Origin of the sequence: Pseudomonas cavernicola, assembly GCF_003596405.1 — a bacterium.
In the GTDB taxonomy this organism is placed as follows: domain Bacteria; phylum Pseudomonadota; class Gammaproteobacteria; order Pseudomonadales; family Pseudomonadaceae; genus Aquipseudomonas; species Aquipseudomonas cavernicola.
Genome location: NZ_QYUR01000002.1, coordinates 474127 through 495000 on the forward strand (window position 1 = coordinate 474127; position 20874 = coordinate 495000).

Annotated in this window: 13 protein-coding genes, 4 tRNA genes, 2 rRNA genes and 1 pseudogene; all 20 read right to left on the reverse strand. The window is 55.5% G+C overall.

The window, feature by feature from the left end:
- Positions 1-14 precede the first annotated feature (14 nt).
- The gene (gene rpsG, locus D3879_RS02575; RefSeq protein ID WP_010490886.1) at positions 15-485 is read right to left on the reverse strand and encodes a 30S ribosomal protein S7; all 471 of its coding nucleotides are present in this window, start codon (positions 483-485) and stop codon (positions 15-17) included.
- A 134-nt stretch (positions 486-619) separates the two neighbouring features.
- Positions 620-991 carry a 30S ribosomal protein S12 gene (gene rpsL, locus D3879_RS02580; protein ID WP_003186084.1) on the reverse strand — a complete coding sequence of 124 codons (372 nt, stop codon included), beginning with the start codon at positions 989-991 and terminating at the stop codon, positions 620-622.
- Positions 992-1170: 179 nt separating this feature from the next.
- Positions 1171-5364 carry a DNA-directed RNA polymerase subunit beta' gene (gene rpoC, locus D3879_RS02585; protein WP_119952558.1) on the reverse strand — a complete coding sequence of 1398 codons (4194 nt, stop codon included), beginning with the start codon at positions 5362-5364 and terminating at the stop codon, positions 1171-1173.
- Between the two features lie 64 nt (positions 5365-5428).
- A complete protein-coding gene (rpoB, locus tag D3879_RS02590; protein WP_119952559.1) occupies positions 5429-9502 on the reverse strand; it encodes a DNA-directed RNA polymerase subunit beta in 4074 nt (1357 codons plus the stop codon).
- 224 nt (positions 9503-9726) lie between these two features.
- Positions 9727-10092: a 50S ribosomal protein L7/L12 gene (rplL, locus tag D3879_RS02595; protein ID WP_119952560.1), complete on the reverse strand. Its 366-nt coding sequence runs from the start codon at positions 10090-10092 to the stop codon at positions 9727-9729.
- 78 nt (positions 10093-10170) lie between these two features.
- Positions 10171-10671, reverse strand: coding sequence for a 50S ribosomal protein L10 (gene rplJ / locus D3879_RS02600; RefSeq protein WP_119952561.1), 501 nt, complete (start codon positions 10669-10671; stop codon positions 10171-10173).
- Between the two features lie 213 nt (positions 10672-10884).
- A complete protein-coding gene (gene rplA / locus D3879_RS02605; RefSeq protein WP_119952562.1) occupies positions 10885-11580 on the reverse strand; it encodes a 50S ribosomal protein L1 in 696 nt (231 codons plus the stop codon).
- Entirely contained in the window at positions 11580-12011 is a 432-nt protein-coding gene (gene rplK / locus D3879_RS02610; protein WP_119952563.1) for a 50S ribosomal protein L11, read from the reverse strand. The genes rplA and rplK overlap by 1 nt, the downstream gene beginning before the upstream one ends.
- A gap of 116 nt (positions 12012-12127) precedes the next feature.
- Positions 12128-12661: a transcription termination/antitermination protein NusG gene (nusG, locus tag D3879_RS02615; RefSeq protein WP_119952564.1), complete on the reverse strand. Its 534-nt coding sequence runs from the start codon at positions 12659-12661 to the stop codon at positions 12128-12130.
- 9 nt (positions 12662-12670) lie between these two features.
- Positions 12671-13039, reverse strand: coding sequence for a preprotein translocase subunit SecE (gene secE / locus D3879_RS02620; protein ID WP_119952565.1), 369 nt, complete (start codon positions 13037-13039; stop codon positions 12671-12673).
- Between the two features lie 48 nt (positions 13040-13087).
- Positions 13088-13163: transfer RNA gene (locus D3879_RS02625), tRNA-Trp, on the reverse strand.
- Positions 13164-13215: 52 nt separating this feature from the next.
- Positions 13216-14409 (reverse strand): elongation factor Tu, encoded by a 1194-nt coding sequence (gene tuf / locus D3879_RS02630; protein ID WP_119952566.1) that lies wholly within the window; start codon positions 14407-14409, stop codon positions 13216-13218.
- Positions 14410-14492: 83 nt separating this feature from the next.
- Positions 14493-14568, reverse strand: a tRNA-Thr gene (locus D3879_RS02635).
- A 25-nt stretch (positions 14569-14593) separates the two neighbouring features.
- A tRNA-Gly gene (locus D3879_RS02640) sits at positions 14594-14667 on the reverse strand.
- Positions 14668-14691: 24 nt separating this feature from the next.
- Positions 14692-14775: transfer RNA gene (locus tag D3879_RS02645), tRNA-Tyr, on the reverse strand.
- Positions 14776-14916: 141 nt separating this feature from the next.
- Positions 14917-15597, reverse strand: coding sequence for an SPOR domain-containing protein (locus D3879_RS02650; RefSeq protein ID WP_119952567.1), 681 nt, complete (start codon positions 15595-15597; stop codon positions 14917-14919).
- Positions 15598-15604: 7 nt separating this feature from the next.
- Positions 15605-16354 carry a pantothenate kinase gene (locus D3879_RS02655; RefSeq protein ID WP_119952568.1) on the reverse strand — a complete coding sequence of 250 codons (750 nt, stop codon included), beginning with the start codon at positions 16352-16354 and terminating at the stop codon, positions 15605-15607.
- Positions 16344-17305: pseudogene (gene birA, locus D3879_RS02660) on the reverse strand (bifunctional biotin--[acetyl-CoA-carboxylase] ligase/biotin operon repressor BirA). Before birA ends, D3879_RS02655 begins: the two are co-directional and overlap by 11 nt.
- Positions 17306-17509: 204 nt before the next feature.
- Positions 17510-17625: ribosomal RNA gene (gene rrf / locus D3879_RS02665) — 5S ribosomal RNA — on the reverse strand.
- Positions 17626-17760: 135 nt separating this feature from the next.
- Positions 17761-20649: ribosomal RNA gene (locus tag D3879_RS02670) — 23S ribosomal RNA — on the reverse strand.
- Positions 20650-20874 lie beyond the last annotated feature (225 nt).

Below are 20874 nucleotides of genomic sequence, written 5' to 3' on the forward strand. Positions count from 1 at the left end.
TAGAAGCGCCGAAATTAGAAGCGGTAGTGCGAGAAGGCCTTGTTGGCTTCTGCCATGCGGTGCACGTCTTCACGCTTCTTAACAGCAGCGCCTTTGCCTTCAGCGGCATCCAACAACTCACCAGCCAAACGCAAAGCCATGGATTTTTCGCCACGCTTACGAGCGAAATCCACCAACCAGCGCATAGCCAGGGCGTTACGACGGGACGGACGAACTTCGACAGGGACCTGGTAAGTAGCACCGCCTACACGGCGCGACTTCACTTCGACCAGCGGAGCGATGGCGTCGAGAGCTTTCTCGAAGATTTCCAGGGGATCGCTGTTCTTACGCTCTTTAACCTTGTCCAGCGCGCCATAAACGATACGCTCGGCAACGGCTTTCTTGCCGCTTTCCATCACGTGGTTCATGAACTTGGCCAGGATTTGGCTACCGTATTTTGGATCGTCAAGCACTTCGCGCTTGGCTGCTACACGTCTTCTTGGCATGGATAAGCCCTCAAACGGTCTTCAGGTTAGCCCGGGAACAATAAACCCTTTGGATTACAACCTTAGGGGGTTACGCCCGACCTTACTCTTATCGACTCAGAAAAATAGAAATCTGCAATTGTTCAAACGACCGATTACTTCGGACGCTTGGTACCGTACTTCGAACGACCCTGGTTACGGCCTTTGACGCCGGAAGTATCCAAGGAGCCGCGAACGGTGTGGTAACGAACACCTGGCAAGTCTTTTACACGACCGCCGCGGATCAGTACCACGCTGTGCTCTTGCAGGTTGTGGCCTTCGCCGCCGATGTACGAGGAAACCTCGAAACCGTTGGTCAGGCGCACACGGCATACTTTACGCAGTGCCGAGTTAGGTTTTTTCGGCGTGGTGGTGTACACGCGAGTGCACACGCCACGACGTTGCGGGCAGTTCTGCAGCGCAGGCACGTCGGATTTCTCGACGATACGCTTACGCGGCTGACGTACCAGCTGGTTGATAGTTGCCATCTACTAGCTCCACTGTTGTCTTTCGACACTATTTGTTTTTCAACATAAGCAAGATGGCAGGACGTGAGTCCCGCCAAATTTAGGGGTACAAGAGTCTAAAGAGCTTCTAGCACCCCGTCAAGGCGAGGCCCAGGACGCTCCGTCCAGCACTGAACGGATCACCGGAGCCCCACTCTCAATTACAGATTATTCAACGCTTCGGACAGCTGAGCTTCCGCTTCGCTCGCGCTCACCTGAACCGGCTTGCCGGCATCACGCTTGCGCTTGCGCTCACTGTGGTAAGCCAAGCCAGTACCGGCCGGGATCAAACGACCCACCACCACGTTCTCTTTCAGGCCGCGCAAGAAGTCACGCTTGCCAGTAACCGCTGCCTCAGTGAGGACGCGAGTGGTCTCCTGGAAGGAGGCCGCAGAGATGAACGACTCGGTGGACAGCGACGCCTTGGTGATACCCAGCAGAACGCGGTCGAACTTGGAGATGAACTTGTCATCGCCGCTCAGACGCTCGTTCTCGACCAGCACCTGGGTCAACTCCATCTGATCACCCTTGATGAAGCTGGAATCGCCGGATTCGGTGATCTCAACTTTACGCAGCATCTGACGCAGGATGGTCTCGATGTGCTTGTCGTTGATCTTCACGCCCTGCAGGCGGTACACGTCCTGGATCTCGTTGACGATGTACTTGGCCAGCGCGCTGACACCCAGCAGACGCAGGATGTCGTGCGGATCGCTCGGACCGTCGGAGATCACTTCGCCGCGATTCACTTGCTCGCCTTCGAAGACGTTCAGGTGACGCCACTTCGGAATCAGCTCCTCGTACGGCTCACTGCCGTCGGTCGGCGTGATGACCAGGCGACGCTTGCCCTTGGTCTCTTTGCCGAAGGCAATGGTGCCGCTGACTTCAGCCAGGATCGACGCTTCCTTCGGACGACGGGCTTCGAACAAGTCGGCAACGCGCGGCAGACCACCGGTAATGTCGCGGGTCTTGGAGGTCTCTTGCGGGATACGGGCGATAACATCACCCACGCCCACCTGCACACCATCCGCGACACCGACCAAGGCGTTCGCCGGCAGGAAGTACTGCGCCGGTACGTCGGTACCCGGCAACAGCAGATCCTTGCCATCGACACCAACCATCTTCACTGCCGGGCGGATGTCCTTGCCGGCAGCCGGACGGTCTTTAGCATCAAGCACTTCGATGTTGGTCAAACCGGTCAATTCGTCGGTCTGACGCTTGATGGTGATGCCTTCCTCCATGCCGACGAAGGTCACAGTACCCTTCATTTCGGTCACGATCGGGTGGGTGTGCGGATCCCACTTGGCGACGATAGCGCCAGCATCGACCTTGTCGCCTTCCTTGACGGAAATCACAGCACCGTACGGCAGCTTGTAACGTTCGCGCTCACGACCGAAGTCATCCGCAATCGCCAGCTCACCGGAACGGGACACAGCAACCAGGTTACCGTCGAGACGCTCAACGTGCTTCAGGTTATGCAGGCGGATGGTACCGCCGTTCTTCACCTGAACGCTGTCAGCAGCCGAAGTTCGGCTTGCCGCACCACCGATGTGGAACGTACGCATGGTGAGCTGAGTACCCGGCTCACCAATCGACTGAGCAGCGATTACGCCGACCGCCTCACCGATATTGATCTGGTGACCGCGAGCCAGGTCGCGACCGTAGCACTTGGCGCAGATGCCGTAGCGGGTTTCACAGCTGATCGGCGAACGCACGATCACTTCGTCGATGCTGTTCAGCTCGATGAATTCAACCCACTGCTCGTCTACCAGAGTACCGGCCGGCACTATGACTTCGTCAGTCCCCGGCTTGAACACGTCACGGGCAATGACACGACCCAATACGCGCTCACCCAGCGGCTCAACAACGTCGCCGCCTTCGATGTGCGGAGTCATCAGCAGACCGTGCTCGGTACCGCAATCGATCGCGGTCACTACCAGATCCTGGGCCACGTCAACCAGACGACGGGTCAGGTAGCCGGAGTTCGCGGTCTTCAGTGCGGTATCCGCCAAACCTTTACGCGCACCGTGTGTGGAGATGAAGTACTGCAGTACGCTCAAACCTTCGCGGAAGTTCGCGGTAATCGGCGTCTCGATGATCGAGCCGTCCGGCTTGGCCATCAGCCCCCGCATACCGGCGAGCTGACGGATCTGCGCAGCAGAACCCCGCGCACCCGAGTCGGCCATCATGTACATGGAGTTGAAGGACTCCTGATCGACTTCCTTACCATGACGGTCGATCACCTTCTCTTTCGAGAGGTTAGCCATCATCGCCTTCGACACTTCGTCGTTGGCCTTGGACCACAGGTCGATCACCTTGTTGTACTTCTCGCCCTGGGTTACCAGGCCGGAAGCGTACTGAGCTTCAATCTCTTTCACTTCGTCGGTTGCCGCATCGATGATGCGTGCTTTCTCATCCGGAATGACGAAGTCATTCACGCCAATGGAAACGCCGGAGATAGTCGAGTAAGCGAAACCGGTGTACATCAACTGGTCAGCGAAGATCACGGTGTCTTTCAAGCCACAGGTGCGGTAGCACTGGTTGATCAGCTTGGAGATCGCTTTTTTCTTCATTGGCAGGTTGACCACGTCATACGACAGGCCTTCCGGAACCACCTGGAACAACAGCGCACGACCGACGGTGGTGTCGACGATACGGGTGTTCTTGGTGATGCTGCCATCGCGGTCTTTGATGACCTCGTTGATGCGCACTTTAACTTTGGCGTGCAGGGCTGCCTCGCCGCCGCGGAATACCCGGTCAACTTCTTGCAGGTCAGCGAATACTCGACCTTCGCCTTTGGCGTTGATCGCTTCGCGGGTCATGTAATACAGACCCAAGACCACGTCCTGCGACGGCACGATGATTGGCTCACCGTTGGCTGGCGACAGGATGTTGTTGGTCGACATCATCAGCGCACGCGCTTCGAGCTGGGCTTCCAGCGTCAGCGGTACGTGCACGGCCATTTGGTCACCGTCGAAGTCGGCGTTGTACGCGGCGCAGACCAGAGGGTGCAGCTGAATCGCTTTACCTTCGATCAGAACCGGTTCAAACGCCTGGATGCCCAGACGGTGAAGAGTTGGCGCACGGTTCAACAGCACCGGATGTTCGCGAATCACTTCGGCGAGAACGTCCCAAACCTCAGGCAGCTCGCGTTCAACCATTTTCTTCGCGGCTTTGATGGTGGTGGCCAGGCCACGCATTTCCAACTTGCCGAAAATGAACGGCTTGAACAGCTCAAGAGCCATCTTCTTCGGCAGACCGCACTGGTGCAGACGCAGAGTCGGGCCGACGGTAATAACCGAACGACCGGAGTAGTCCACGCGCTTACCGAGCAAGTTCTGACGGAAACGACCCTGCTTACCCTTGATCATATCGGCCAAGGATTTCAGCGGACGCTTGTTCGAACCAGTGATGGCGCGACCACGACGACCGTTGTCGAGCAAGGCGTCGACAGCTTCCTGCAGCATGCGCTTTTCGTTGCGCACGATGATGTCCGGCGCGGACAGATCGAGCAGACGCTTCAGACGGTTGTTACGGTTGATCACCCGACGATACAGATCGTTCAGGTCGGACGTTGCGAAACGACCACCATCCAGCGGAACCAGCGGACGCAGATCTGGCGGCAGAACCGGCAGAACGGTCAGCACCATCCACTCAGGATGGTTACCGGAGCCTTGGAAGGCTTCCATCAATTTCAGGCGCTTGGACAGCTTCTTGATCTTGGTTTCCGAGTTCGTCTGCGGAATTTCTTCACGCAGGCGGGCAGTCTCGTGCTCCAGATCGATAGCGCTGAGCAGTTCGCGGACCGCTTCGGCGCCCATGCGCGCGTCGAAGTCGTCACCAAACTCTTCGATAGCTTCGAAGTACTGCTCATCGTTCAGCAACTGACCCTTTTCCAGGGTAGTCATGCCCGGATCGATCACTACGTAGCTTTCGAAATAAAGCACGCGCTCGATATCACGCAGGGTCATGTCCAGCAGCAGGCCGATACGCGACGGCAGCGACTTGAGGAACCAGATGTGGGCAACCGGCGAAGCCAACTCGATGTGCGCCATGCGCTCACGACGGACTTTGGCCAGGGCCACTTCCACGCCACACTTCTCGCAGATCACGCCGCGGTGCTTGAGGCGCTTGTACTTACCGCACAGGCACTCGTAATCCTTAACTGGGCCAAAGATCTTGGCGCAGAACAGACCGTCACGCTCTGGTTTAAAGGTGCGGTAGTTAATGGTTTCCGGCTTTTTAACTTCACCGAACGACCACGAACGGATCATCTCAGGCGAGGCCAACCCAATACGGATGGCATCGAACTCTTCGACTTGACCCTGGTTTTTCAGCAAATTCAGTAGGTCTTTCAAGGCCTTTCCTCCTGGCGGAGCAAGGAGCGGGCTAGACAGCCCCGCTCCCGATGCGCGTCACGTGTTATTCGGTTTCCAGATCGATATCGATACCGAGCGAACGGATCTCTTTGATCAACACGTTGAAAGACTCGGGCATGCCCGGCTCCATACGGTGATCACCGTCCACGATGTTTTTGTACATCTTGGTCCGGCCGTTCACGTCATCCGACTTAACGGTCAGCATTTCCTGCAGGGTGTAAGCGGCGCCGTAGGCTTCCAACGCCCACACCTCCATCTCCCCGAAGCGCTGACCACCGAACTGCGCCTTACCACCCAGCGGCTGCTGGGTAACCAGGCTGTAGGAACCCGTGGAACGCGCGTGCATCTTGTCGTCCACCAGGTGGTTCAGTTTCAGCATGTACATGTAACCAACGGTCACCGGACGCTCAAACTTGTTGCCGGTACGACCATCGAACAGCTGCATCTGGCCGCTTTCTGGCAGGTCTGCCAGTTTCAGCATGGCCTTGATTTCGCTTTCCTTGGCGCCATCGAACACCGGTGTCGCCATCGGCACGCCGCCACGCAGGTTCTTCGCCAGGTCGAGAATTTCCTGGTCAGACAGGTCTGCCAGAGTCTCTTGACGGCCACCGATCTCGTTATAGATCTGGTGCAGGAACTTACGCAGATCAGCAACCTTGCGCTGCTCTTCGAGCATGCGGTTGATCTTCTCGCCCAAACCCTTGGCCGCAAGGCCCAGGTGGGTTTCGAGGATCTGACCGACGTTCATACGCGAAGGTACGCCCAGCGGGTTGAGGACGATGTCGACCGGCGTGCCATTGGCATCGTGCGGCATGTCTTCGACCGGCATGATCACCGAGACCACACCCTTGTTACCGTGACGACCGGCCATCTTGTCGCCCGGCTGGATGCGGCGACGGATTGCCAGGTAGACCTTGACGATCTTCAGGACGCCCGGAGCCAGGTCATCGCCTTGCTGCAGCTTGCGCTTCTTGTCTTCGAACTTGTCGTCGAGCATCTGGCGACGGTCGATGATGTAAGCCTGCGCCTTCTCAAGCTGCTCATTCAGAGCATCTTCAGCCATACGCAGCTTGAACCACTGGCCGCGCTCGAGGCCGTCGAGGAACTCGTCGGTGATCTCAGCACCCTTCTTCAGGCCAGCGCCGCCTTCAGCCTTGCAACCTACCAGTGCGGAACGCAGACGCTCAAAGGTTGCACCTTCAACGATACGGAACTCTTCGTTCAGATCCTTACGGATCTGGTCGAGTTGCATCTTCTCGATCGACAGCGCACGAGCATCACGCTCAACGCCGTCACGGGTGAAGACCTGTACGTCGATGACCGTACCTTTGGTGCCAGTCGGCACACGCAGGGAGGTGTCTTTAACGTCGGACGCCTTCTCACCGAAGATCGCACGCAGCAGCTTCTCTTCCGGAGTCAGTTGGGTCTCGCCTTTCGGGGTGACCTTACCGACCAGGATGTCGCCAGCGCCAACTTCAGCACCCACGTAAACGATGCCGGCCTCATCCAGCTTGTTCAGCGCAGCTTCGCCCACATTCGGAATGTCCGAAGTGATCTCTTCTGCTCCAAGCTTGGTGTCACGCGCCACACAGGTCAGTTCCTGGATGTGGATCGTGGTGAAACGGTCTTCCTGAACTACACGCTCCGAGAGGAGGATGGAGTCTTCGAAGTTGTAACCGTTCCAGGCCATGAACGCGATGCGCATGTTCTGACCCAGAGCCAGTTCACCCATGTCGGTGGACGGGCCGTCAGCCAGGATGTCGCTACGCTCGACCTTGTCACCTTTGCTCACCAGCGGACGCTGGTTGATGCAGGTGTTCTGGTTGGAGCGGGTGTATTTAGTCAGGTTATAGATGTCGACGCCGGCTTCACCGGTTTCAACTTCATCATCCGCCACACGCACCACGATACGACTGGCATCGACCGAGTCGATCACGCCGCCGCGACGGGCCACAACGCAAACGCCAGAGTCGCGCGCTACGTTACGCTCCATCCCAGTGCCGACCAGCGGCTTATCGGAACGCAGAGTCGGCACAGCCTGACGCTGCATGTTCGAACCCATCAGCGCACGGTTGGCATCGTCGTGCTCGAGGAACGGGATCAACGAAGCGGCGACAGACACAACCTGCTTCGGCGAAACGTCCATGAGGGTGACGTCTTCCGGCACCTTGACGGTGAATTCGTTGAGGTGACGTACTGCCACCAACTCGTCGACCAGCTGACCCTTCTGGTTCATCGTTGCCGATGCCTGAGCGATAACGTGATCAGCCTCTTCGATAGCGGAGAGGAAGACGATTTCGTCAGTGACCAAGGTGTCTTTCACTACGCGGTACGGGCTTTCCAGGAAGCCGTACTGGTTAGTGCGAGCATAGGCCGCCAGGGAGTTGATCAGACCGATGTTCGGACCTTCCGGCGTTTCAATCGGGCACACGCGGCCGTAGTGGGTCGGGTGTACGTCACGAACTTCGAAGCCGGCACGTTCACGAGTCAGACCGCCTGGGCCGAGTGCAGAAACACGGCGCTTGTGGGTGATCTCGGACAGCGGGTTGTTCTGGTCCATGAACTGCGAGAGCTGACTGGAACCGAAGAACTCTTTCACCGCCGCCGCAACTGGCTTGGCGTTGATCAAGTCTTGTGGCATCAAGCCTTCGCTTTCAGCCATCGACAGACGCTCTTTGACCGCGCGCTCAACACGCACCAGACCAACACGGAACTGGTTCTCGGCCATTTCGCCAACACAACGCACACGACGGTTACCCAGGTGGTCGATGTCGTCGACGATGCCTTTGCCGTTACGGATATCTACCAAAGTCTTGAGGACTTCGACGATATCTTCCTTGCTCAACACGCCAGAACCTTCGATCTCGGTACGACCGATACGACGGTTGAACTTCATCCGGCCGACAGCGGACAGATCGTAACGCTCAGCGCTGAAGAACAGGTTGTTGAACAGGGTCTCCGCAGCATCCTTGGTCGGCGGCTCGCCGGGACGCATCATGCGATAGATCTCGACCAGCGCTTCCAACTGATTGGTAGTGGAGTCGATTTTCAGAGTATCGGAGATGAACGGACCGCAATCGATGTCGTTGGTGTACAGCGTTTCGATGCGTACCACCTGAGCCTTGGCAATTTTTGCCAGGATTTCAGTGTTCAGCTCGGTATTGCACTCGGCGAGGATCTCGCCGGTGGCCGGATGCACGATGGCCTTGGCAGTCGTGCGACCGATCACGTAGTCCAGCGGCACTTCCAGCTCTTTGATGCCGGATTTGTCCAACTGATTGATGTGGCGCGCGGTAATACGGCGGCCCTGCTCAACGATGACCTTGCCCTTCTCGTCTTTGATGTCGAGAGCGGCAATTTCACCACGCAGACGCTGCGGAACCAGCTCCAAGCTCAGGCTCTCGCCCTTCACGTGGAATACGTTGGTCGCGTAGAAAGCGTCGAGCACTTGTTCGGTGGTGTAACCCAGCGCGCGCAGCAGGACGGACGCCGGCAGCTTGCGGCGACGGTCGATACGGACGAATACTGCATCCTTCGGATCGAATTCGAAATCGAGCCAGGAACCACGGTAAGGAATGATCCGCGCGGAATACAGCAGCTTGCCGGAGCTGTGGGTCTTGCCCTTGTCGTGGTCGAAGAACACACCTGGGGAGCGGTGCAGCTGGGAAACGATGACACGCTCGGTACCGTTGATAACGAAAGTACCGTTCTCAGTCATCAGGGGAATTTCCCCCATGTAGACTTCTTGCTCTTTAATGTCCTTGATCGCTTTGTTCGACGATTCCTTATCGAAAATGATCAGACGGACTTTTACCCGCAGCGGCACGGCGAATGTAACGCCACGCAGCACGCACTCTTTCACGTCAAATGCCGGTTCGCCCAGGCGATAACCGACATACTCCAGAGCAGCATTGCCGGAATAGCTGATAATCGGGAAAACGGACTTGAAGGCCGCATGCAGGCCGATGTCACGGAACTGATCTTTCGTCGCTCCCGCCTGCAGGAATTCGCGATACGAATCCAGCTGAATGGCCAGGAGATACGGCACATCCATGACATCCGGCAACTTGCTAAAGTCCTTGCGGATACGTTTTTTCTCAGTGTATGAGTAAGCCATCAGCGTTCCCCAGCTTGGTCACCTGCTTATTTGGCTCCTCCCGACGGGAACAGCCAGAAAATCTTGCAAACCCAATGGTTTGCGCCACCGCACAGGGTGGGTACCACTTCTGTTACAGATCCCCCACCGAGGCAGGCGACCTATAACGGAAAAAGGCCGGTGGCAAAAGCCACCAGCCATCAGCCTTTCGCTTAACGCTTGGGCTGTAGACGCAAGGTCGTCGCTTACTTGAGCTCGACTTTGGCGCCTGCTTCTTCCAGGGCTTTCTTAGCAGCTTCAGCTTCGTCTTTCGACACGCCTTCTTTAACAACGCCTGGGGCGCTGTCAACGACTGCTTTAGCTTCTTTCAGACCCAGACCGGTCAGCTCACGGACAACCTTGATCACGTTAACTTTCTTCTCGCCAGACTCGAGCAACATAACGTTGAACTCGGTCTGCTCTTCAGCAACAGCAGCAGCTACAGCTGGGCCAGCGGAAGCAGCAGCAGCGCTAACGCCGAACTTTTCTTCCATTGCCTTGATCAGTTCAACAACTTCCAGAACGCTTTTCTGGCCGATTGCTTCGATGATGTCTTCGTTAGACAGAGCCATGACTCTAATTCCTGTATTGGGGGACAGCCTTCGCGGCCATCGAAATAAACAAATAAACTTGAAAGAATTTGCTTAGCCTTAAGCGGCGGCAGCTTCTTTCTGGTCGCGAACGGCCGCCAGAGTACGAGCCAACTTGCTGGTAGCGCCTTGAATCACGCTCATCAGCTGAGAAATGGCTTCGTCGTAGGTCGGCAGAGTTGCCAGTACGTCGATCTGGTTAGCTGCGAGGAACTTGCCCTCGAACGCAGCTGCCTTAATCTCGAACTTGTCCTGACCCTTGGCGAATTCCTTGAACAGGCGGGCAGCAGCGCCAGCGTGTTCCGTGGAGAACGCAATCAGGGTCGGGCCTTTGAACACGTCGTTGAGCACGTCATATTGAGTGCCTTCAACGGCGCGACGCAGCAGGGTATTACGTACGACACGCACGTATACGCCAGCTTCGCGGGCCTCTTTACGGAGTCCGGTCATAGCGCCTACTGTCACACCACGGGCATCAGCCACGACAGCGGACAGAGCAGCTTTGGCAGCCTCGTTGACTTCAGCGACGATGGCCTTCTTGTCTTCGAGTTTAATTGCCACGGGTTAACTCCTGCTTGTTACCGTTTCATCCAACCGAGGCTGGATGTCGTTTGGTGTCTGATTCGGTAAGGAATCGGGAGCACCATCTGCGTAGGCTTGAGGTTTAAGACTTGCGTCGCCTACGGTCTTGGATAGCCCCCGCCAGGCAGGGACCCCAATTTTTCAGGCTGGCGAGATCGCTCCCGCCAGCCTCTATTTGTTTACAGCAGCGGCTTAAGCGTCGAGCGAGCCTTGGTCGATGACCAGGCCTGGACCCATGGTGGTGCTCAGGGTCACGCGCTTAACGTAAATACCTTTCGAAGAAGCAGGCTTGATGCGCTTCAGATCGGCAATCAGGGCCTCCACGTTTTCCTTCAGCTTGACGGCGTCGAAACCGACCTTGCCAACGGAGGTGTGGATGATGCCATTCTTGTCGGTGCGATAACGAACCTGACCAGCTTTCGCGTTTTTCACAGCGGTAGCTACGTCTGGAGTTACGGTGCCGACTTTCGGGTTCGGCATCAGGCCGCGCGGGCCGAGGATCTGACCCAGCTGGCCCACAACACGCATTGCGTCCGGAGAGGCAATAACAACGTCGTAGTTCAGGTCGCCAGCTTTCATTTCAGCTGCCAGCTCATCCATGCCAACGCGATCAGCGCCGGCAGCGAGGGCAGCCTCAGCAGCCGGGCCTTGAGTGAACACGGCAACGCGAACGGTTTTGCCAGTACCGTGCGGCAGCACGGTAGCGCTACGTACGACCTGGTCGGATTTACGCGGATCAACGCCGAGGTTCACTGCGATGTCAACCGACTCAGTGAACTTGACAGTGGACAGCTCGCTCAACAGATTTGCTGCTTCTTCAAAGCCATAAGCCTTACCCGGCTCGATTTTGGCCGCGATAGCTTTTTGGCGCTTGGTCAACTTAGCCATTACACACCCTCCACGTTGAGGCCCATGCTGCGAGCGGAACCGGCGATAGTACGCACGGCCGCATCCATATCAGCTGCAGTCAGATCGGCAGACTTGGTCTTGGCGATCTCTTCGAGCTGAGCACGGGTCACGGTGCCTACCTTGACGGTATTCGGGCGCGCGGAACCGCTAGTCAAGCCAGCAGCCTTTTTCAGCAGAACTGAAGCCGGGGTGCTTTTGGTTTCAAAGGTGAAGCTGCGATCGCTATAAACGGTGATAATCACGGGAGTCGGCAGACCAGGCTCCATGCCCTGAGTCTTGGCGTTGAACGCCTTGCAGAACTCCATGATGTTCACGCCATGCTGACCAAGAGCCGGACCGACGGGCGGGCTCGGGTTAGCCTGTGCAGCCTTTACTTGCAGCTTGATATAAGCCGTTATCTTCTTAGCCATGAGCTACTCCAATTACGGGTTCTAGCGCCTTTCGGCTCCCCGGTTACTTGCGTGTTTATCCCAGTGACGACAAAACCCCGCAGCCTATGACTGCGGGGTACGGGATGCTTTGCCAGCTATGCCTTCTCGACCTGGCTGAACTCCAACTCAACCGGGGTAGAGCGACCAAAGATGGTCACAGCAACCTGAATCCGGCTTTTTTCATAATTCACTTCTTCAACCACGCCACTGAAGTCAGCGAAAGGACCGTCAGTAACGCGGACCATCTCACCCGGCTCAAACAGTGTTTTCGGCTTCGGCTTGTCACTACCATCAGCAACACGACGCAGAATTGCATCAGCCTCTTTATCAGTAATAGGTGCAGGCTTGTCGGCAGTACCGCCAATAAAACCCATGACACGAGGAGTATCCTTGACCAAGTGCCAAGTACCTTCGCTCATGTCCATCTGCACCAGAACATAGCCTGGAAAGAATTTGCGTTCGCTTTTGCGCTTCTGGCCATTACGCATCTCCACCACTTCTTCAGTGGGGACCAGAATCTCGCCGAACCCATCTTCCATGCCAGCCAGCTTGACGCGCTCAATCAAGGAGCGCATGACATGCTTCTCGTAACCCGAGTAAGCATGCACAACGTACCAACGCTTAGCCACGGGACACCTTCAACCAACAATCAAGGAAACAAGCCAGCCCAGCAGGGAGTCAAGCCCCCACAGCAACAACGCCATCACCAAAACAACAGCCACGACAATCAACGTGGTCTGCGTGGTTTCCTGGCGGGTTGGCCAAACGACTTTACGAATTTCAACACGAGCTTCTTTTGCGAGCCCGAAGAACGCTTGCCCCTTGGTAGTTTGCAGTGCCACAAACGCAGCAGCAACTGCGAGCACCAACAAGCCCAGGACACGGTACAGAATCGGCTCACCAGAGAAGAACTGATTGCCGACCACGCCAACCACTACCAAAGCAGCAACTGCCAGCCACTTAAGCAGATCAAAGCGAGAATCTTTGGCTTCAGCCTTAACAGTCATTTACGAGGATCCTGTGAAAGACGTGCCAGTTTTACTACTGCGTAAAACTGGCAGGTCAGGAGGGAATCGAACCCCCAACCTACGGTTTTGGAGACCGTCGCTCTGCCAATTGAGCTACTGACCTAAAACAAAATCAGGCCGACCATTATGCCGGCCTGACAGGGGTAGATCAACGATTACTCGATGATTTTGGCAACTACACCAGCGCCAACGGTACGACCACCTTCACGGATGGCGAAACGCAGACCGTCTTCCATCGCGATCGGAGCAATCAGGGTGACAACCATTTTGATGTTGTCGCCCGGCATGACCATCTCAACGCCTTCTGGCAGTTCGCAGTTACCGGTTACGTCAGTCGTACGGAAGTAGAACTGCGGACGGTAGCCCTTGAAGAACGGCGTGTGACGACCGCCCTCTTCCTTGCTCAGAATGTACACTTCGCCTTCGAACTTGGTGTGCGGCTTGATGGTGCCCGGCTTGGCCAAGACCTGACCACGCTCAACATCATCACGCTTGGTGCCACGCAGCAGTACGCCAACGTTCTCACCGGCACGACCTTCGTCCAGCAGCTTGCGGAACATCTCAACACCAGTGCAAATGGTCTTGGTGGTATCACGGATACCAACAATTTCCACTTCTTCCTGAATCTTGACGATGCCACGCTCAACACGACCGGTTACCACCGTACCGCGGCCGGAGATGGAGAACACGTCTTCGATTGGCATCAGGAATGGCTTGTCGATTGCGCGCTCCGGCTGCGGAATGTAGCTGTCGAGAGTCTCAACCAGCTTACGCACTGCGCTAACACCCATTTCGTTGTCATCTTGGCCGTTCAACGCCATCAGCGCGGAACCGATAACGATCGGAGTGTCGTCGCCCGGGAAGTCGTATGCGCTCAACAGATCGCGCACTTCCATCTCAACCAGCTCCAGCAGCTCAGCGTCGTCCACCATGTCCGCCTTGTTCAGGAAGACCACGATGTAAGGAACGCCCACCTGACGGGACAGCAGGATGTGCTCACGAGTCTGCGGCATCGGGCCGTCAGCAGCGGAGCAAACCAGGATCGCACCATCCATCTGCGCGGCACCAGTGATCATGTTTTTCACATAGTCAGCGTGACCCGGGCAGTCAACGTGCGCGTAGTGGCGGATAGCCGAATCGTATTCAACGTGGGACGTATTGATCGTGATGCCACGAGCCTTTTCTTCCGGAGCGTTGTCGATCTGGGCGAAGTCACGCGCGGAACCACCGAAGGCTTCGGCGCAGACTTTGGTCAGAGCAGCAGTCAGAGTCGTTTTGCCATGGTCAACGTGACCAATGGTGCCGACGTTGAGGTGCGGCTTATTCCGTTCAAACTTTTCTTTAGCCATCAGACCGTCTCCCATCGATAAATTGAGCTAGTCGCGCCACCATTAAAACAAAGGCAGATATCTGCATATCTGCCTTCATATAATGGAGCTCATGAGCGGAATCGAACCGCTGACCTCACCCTTACCAAGGGTGTGCTCTACCAGCTGAGCTACATGAGCGAACACTTTGCACAAACAACAAACTTGGAGCGGGTAGCGGGAATCGAACCCGCACCATCAGCTTGGAAGGCTGAGGTTCTACCGTTGAACTATACCCGCGGAGCTTGCAGCTCACGCTTAATTTGGTGGAGGGGGAAGGATTCGAACCTTCGAAACTCGCGTGTCAGATTTACAGTCTGATCCCTTTGGCCACTCGGGAACCCCTCCAAAGTGAGGCGGCATTCTCGTAGCATGCCACCCTACTGTCAAGCATTTCCTCATAAAAAACTTGAGGTTAGCTCCATTGACAGCAACTTTTCAGACTCACCCAGAAGGCAACCCTGCAAAGCGGGCGCCATTCTATTCAAACTAACGGGGCGTTGCAACGCTTTCACAAGGCATTAATTGATGCTGCAACCCATTAAAGTCCTGAGCCAAGGTCTGCAGCAGCGAGTCATCGGCAAGTCGCCGGCTCTGAGGAGCAATGCGCACCCAGAAATCACGATGGGCACGCGGCAACTCTCGCAGCATTGGCTCATAGCCCACCTCGCGCAGGCGCTGCATGACACTTTCAGCAGACTCGCCGCGCGGGAAGATCCCCAGGGAGATGCCATTGGACAAATCGCCCTGAGTAATGATGTAGCTGTCGATTTTCCGCGCCTGCAACTCTTTCAGCTGACGCAGCGAAGCCTCCCGGGAGGCAAGAGGTGCCAGATACACCCAATAGTCCAGCCCTGCTGGCGCATCAACGGCCTTTACCTCAGATTGAATGTCCAGACTGAGTAGACGCTGCCCCACCACTTGAGCAGCATCCTCCCGCTCAAACCCACCAAGAAAGAGACAGGCCTCGGACACCTCCGCCGCAGCTCCGCCCGACTGCTCACGACGAACCTGCGCCTCGCTCGACTCGCTGAGCAAGCGAATATCCTGCCGCGCCCCTTGATAAAGAGAGAGGGGCGCCACCTCCTTCGCACGTAAGGGAGCCTGCTGCTGATGCCAGACGTAATAGAAAAGGTTGAGTACCAGTAACAGAAGAAATAGCCAGCGCATAAAAGCCTCAGGACAGCGGACAGGCAATCGCCAAGCCAATAAAGATCAGATCAGGCATCACGCGGGCAGAAGGCAGAACCTCCTTGACCAGCACAGCATCCCCTCCAGTCAGAAAAATCTGGAAATCTTCTCCCCAGTATTCTTTAGCCAGCTCAAGCTGCGTATGCACAAACCCACGCAGCATCAGTGAACAGCCGCGCTCCACAGCCTCAACAGTCGAGCGACCCGGCGTCAACGCATGAAGAGCCTGCTCCGCAGCGACGTCATCGTAACGAATTCGTCGAGTATGCGTTCTCAACTGATTGCGCATTAACGGCACTCCAGGACAAATAAACCCCCCCAAATGCTCGCCATCCGCCGCCACGAAATCAGAAGTAACCGCCGTCCCCAAGTCCAGCACCAGACATGCCCCGCCAGCCAGATGGTAAGCACCCAATATCGCCAGCCAGCGATCTAACCCAAGCCGATCATAGTCTTTGTAACCGTTGCGCACTCCGGCGGCCACCAGCGCAGAGCGCGCCCGGCAAGAAGCGATCCCAAAACGTTGCGCAAGTAAATCCATGAGCTGTGCCGTTTCATCATCACTTCGCACACTGACGAGACGACAATGCTGCAACGCAAGACCAGGAATTAGCTGCAGCTCCAAAAGCAACTGCTCAGCTGAGTCAACGACACCACCAGACAGCACACCCGAACCGGTACCCACGATCACTCGCCACTTAATAAAGCTATTACCGCAGTCGAGTTCAAGAATCATTGCGCAACCTCAAACTGAGCTCACCGCCACTGTATTGCCGCTCAATACCATCCACCAGCAACCGCAGCGCACCCTGCCGATCAATACCCAGCACAACACCTTCGATCTGCTGCGCACCAGCAGCCAGTAATACAGAACGCCCTTGCCACAAGTGACTAGCCTCCCATTCAGCCTGCAAACCAACAAAACCCTGCTCACGATGCCTCGTCAGGTAATCCTGCAAACGTTCGTTTAACTGACGGACCAGCACATTACGATCTATCAACTCACCGATCTCAATTCGCATCGAGGTCCAAGGCTGATCAATACCCTCATCAATAGCCCGCATGTTCACATTGACCCCAATACCTATGACCACGTGACAAACATCCGCCGGATCACCAGACAACTCCAGCAGGATTCCTGCGATCTTGCGACCCGACACAAGAAGATCATTTGGCCACTTCAGGCCAACATCAGCCACACCAGCACTCCGCAACGTCTGCATCACCGCAAGACCGACAACCAAGCTAAGCCCCTCGAGCTGGCGAGCCCCCCCTCGATACGCAATACCAAGCTGTAATAAAGGTTCTCTGCAAACGGACTCACCCATTTGCGCCCGCGGCGACCACGCCCAGCAGTTTGGCATTCCGCCAAAACAAAAAATGGTGCTTGCGCTCCGCCCTCCAAATGCCTCAGCGCCTCAGCATTTGTGGAGTCAGTCGAATTTACAAGGAGCGCCGGCCACGCCGGCACTCCAGAAGGCACAACCAAGCGCTCAGCATCTAGCAGCACTAATGGGCTAGCTAGCCGATAACCTCGGCCACGCACCTTATGAACAGGCAAGCTCAATTCAGCTTCTAATTGCTGTAATTGCTTCCACACAGCACTGCGACTAACCCCAAGAGCAGCGCCAAGAGCTTGACCTGAATGAAAGCGCCCATCTTGTAAGAGCTTCAACAACGTAAGCATGCAGATATCGCCTCACAATGAGGCTGGCATCATATCGGCGCGCACCTCGATTGCATAGAAAGCTCCCACTTAGCGCCCTATCGACCTCCGCGTGTTCAGGCCACCCCCACAGGGCGCCCGGCCTGGCGCGCCGCTGCGCTGCTTTTCCGGCGCACAAAGACAAACCCCCCACTCGCTTGCGCGACTGGGGGGTTTGGAATTTAAGCTTGACGATGACCTACTCTCACATGGGGAGACCCCACACTACCATCGGCGATGCGTCGTTTCACTACTGAGTTCGGGATGGGATCAGGTGGTTCCAACGCTCTATGGTCGTCAAGCAATTCGGCTGGAGTGTCGCTGACGCGCTACTCCTAATTGGGTCTGTGATAGACAGTCTTGCGCGAGTTTGACGAACTTTCGGTCTCGTCTTCACACTCATCAATTCGCCGTTAAGCAAATTGCTTGGGTGTTATATGGTCAAGCCTCACGGGCAATTAGTATGGGTTAGCTCAACGCCTCACAGCGCTTACACACCCCACCTATCAACGTCGTAGTCTTCGACGGCCCTTTAGGGAACTCAAGGTTCCAGTGAGATCTCATCTTGAGGCTAGTTTCCCGCTTAGATGCTTTCAGCGGTTATCTATTCCGAACATAGCTACCCGGCGATGCCACTGGCGTGACAACCGGAACACCAGAGGTTCGTCCACTCCGGTCCTCTCGTACTAGGAGCAGCCCCTCTCAAATCTCAAACGTCCACGGCAGATAGGGACCGAACTGTCTCACGACGTTCTAAACCCAGCTCGCGTACCACTTTAAATGGCGAACAGCCATACCCTTGGGACCGGCTTCAGCCCCAGGATGTGATGAGCCGACATCGAGGTGCCAAACACCGCCGTCGATATGAACTCTTGGGCGGTATCAGCCTGTTATCCCCGGAGTACCTTTTATCCGTTGAGCGATGGCCCTTCCATACAGAACCACCGGATCACTAAGACCTACTTTCGTACCTGCTCGACGTGTCTGTCTCGCAGTCAAGCGCGCTTTTGCCTTTATACTCTACGACCGATTTCCGACCGGTCTGAGCGCACCTTCGTACTCCTCCGTTACTCTTTAGGAGGAGACCGCCCCAGTCAAACTACCCACCATACACTGTCCTCGATCCGGATAACGGACCTGAGTTAGAACCTCAAAGTTGCCAGGGTGGTATTTCAAGATTGGCTCCACGCAAACTGGCGTTCACGCTTCAAAGCCTCCCACCTATCCTACACAAGCAAATTCAAAGTCCAGTGCAAAGCTATAGTAAAGGTTCACGGGGTCTTTCCGTCTAGCCGCGGATACACTGCATCTTCACAGCGATTTCAATTTCACTGAGTCTCGGGTGGAGACAGCGCCGCCATCGTTACGCCATTCGTGCAGGTCGGAACTTACCCGACAAGGAATTTCGCTACCTTAGGACCGTTATAGTTACGGCCGCCGTTTACCGGGGCTTCGATCAAGAGCTTCGCGTTAGCTAACCCCATCAATTAACCTTCCGGCACCGGGCAGGCGTCACACCCTATACGTCCACTTTCGTGTTTGCAGAGTGCTGTGTTTTTAATAAACAGTCGCAGCGGCCTGGTATCTTCGACCGGCATGGGCTTACCGAGTAAATCGTTCACCCTCACCGGCGCACCTTCTCCCGAAGTTACGGTGCCATTTTGCCTAGTTCCTTCACCCGAGTTCTCTCAAGCGCCTTGGTATTCTCTACCCAACCACCTGTGTCGGTTTGGGGTACGGTTCCTAGTTATCTGAAGCTTAGAGGCTTTTCTTGGAAGCATGGCATCAACCACTTCGCGCTCTAATGAGCACTCGTCATCAGTTCTCAGCCTTAGGCGCCCGGATTTACCTAAGCACCCAGCCTACAACCTTAAACTTGGACAACCAACGCCAAGCTGGCCTAGCCTTCTCCGTCCCCCATCGCAATAACTAGAAGTACAGGAATATTAACCTGTTTTCCATCGACTACGCTTTTCAGCCTCGCCTTAGGGACCGACTAACCCTGCGTCGATTAACGTTGCGCAGGAAACCTTGGTCTTTCGGCGTGGGTGTTTTTCACACCCATTGTCGTTACTCATGTCAGCATTCGCACTTCTGATACCTCCAGCAAGCTTCTCAACTCACCTTCACAGGCTTACAGAACGCTCCTCTACCGCATCACCTAAGTGATACCCGTAGCTTCGGTGTATGGTTTGAGCCCCGTTACATCTTCCGCGCAGGCCGACTCGACTAGTGAGCTATTACGCTTTCTTTAAAGGGTGGCTGCTTCTAAGCCAACCTCCTAGCTGTCTAAGCCTTCCCACATCGTTTCCCACTTAACCATAACTTTGGGACCTTAGCTGACGGTCTGGGTTGTTTCCCTTTTCACGACGGACGTTAGCACCCGCCGTGTGTCTCCCGTGCTCGCACTTGCTGGTATTCGGAGTTTGCATCGGTTTGGTAAGTCGGGATGACCCCCTAGCCGAAACAGTGCTCTACCCCCAGCAGTGATACACGAGGCGCTACCTAAATAGCTTTCGAGGAGAACCAGCTATCTCCGAGCTTGATTAGCCTTTCACTCCGATCCACAGGTCATCCGCTAACTTTTCAACGGTAGTCGGTTCGGTCCTCCAGTTAGTGTTACCCAACCTTCAACCTGCCCATGGATAGATCGCCCGGTTTCGGGTCTATTCCCAGCGACTAAACGCCCTATTAAGACTCGCTTTCGCTACGCCTCCCCTATTCGGTTAAGCTCGCCACTGAAAATAAGTCGCTGACCCATTATACAAAAGGTACGCAGTCACCCAACAAAGTGGGCTCCCACTGCTTGTACGCATACGGTTTCAGGATCTATTTCACTCCCCTCTCCGGGGTTCTTTTCGCCTTTCCCTCACGGTACTAGTTCACTATCGGTCAGTCAGTAGTATTTAGCCTTGGAGGATGGTCCCCCCATATTCAGACAAAGTTTCTCGTGCTCCGTCCTACTCGATTTCACTTCTAAGATCTTTTCGCGTACAGGGCTATCACCCACTATGGCCGCACTTTCCAGAGCGTTCCGCTAAAATCAAAGAAGCTTAAGGGCTAGTCCCCGTTCGCTCGCCACTACTAAGGGAATCTCGGTTGATTTCTTTTCCTCCGGGTACTTAGATGTTTCAGTTCCCCGGGTTCGCTTCTTACACCTATGTATTCAGTGCAAGATACCTAACTTATGTTAGGTGGGTTCCCCCATTCAGATATCTCCGGATCACAGTCTGTTTGCCGACTCCCCGAAGCTTTTCGCAGGCTACCACGTCTTTCATCGCCTCTGACTGCCAAGGCATCCACCGTATGCGCTTCTTCACTTGACCATATAACCCCAAGCAATCTGGTTATACTATGAAGACGACATTCGCCGAAAATTCGCAATTAAACTCGCAAATTTTACCTTAGCCTGATCACACCCCAGTGAAAAGGGTGACCAGTCTATTCTTTCTATCACATACCCAAATTTTTAAAGAACGATTGTTACTTACTAGTCAAAGACCAGAAGTCAATATTCAACCAGGTCACCCCAGGAATATTCAATTCTGAAC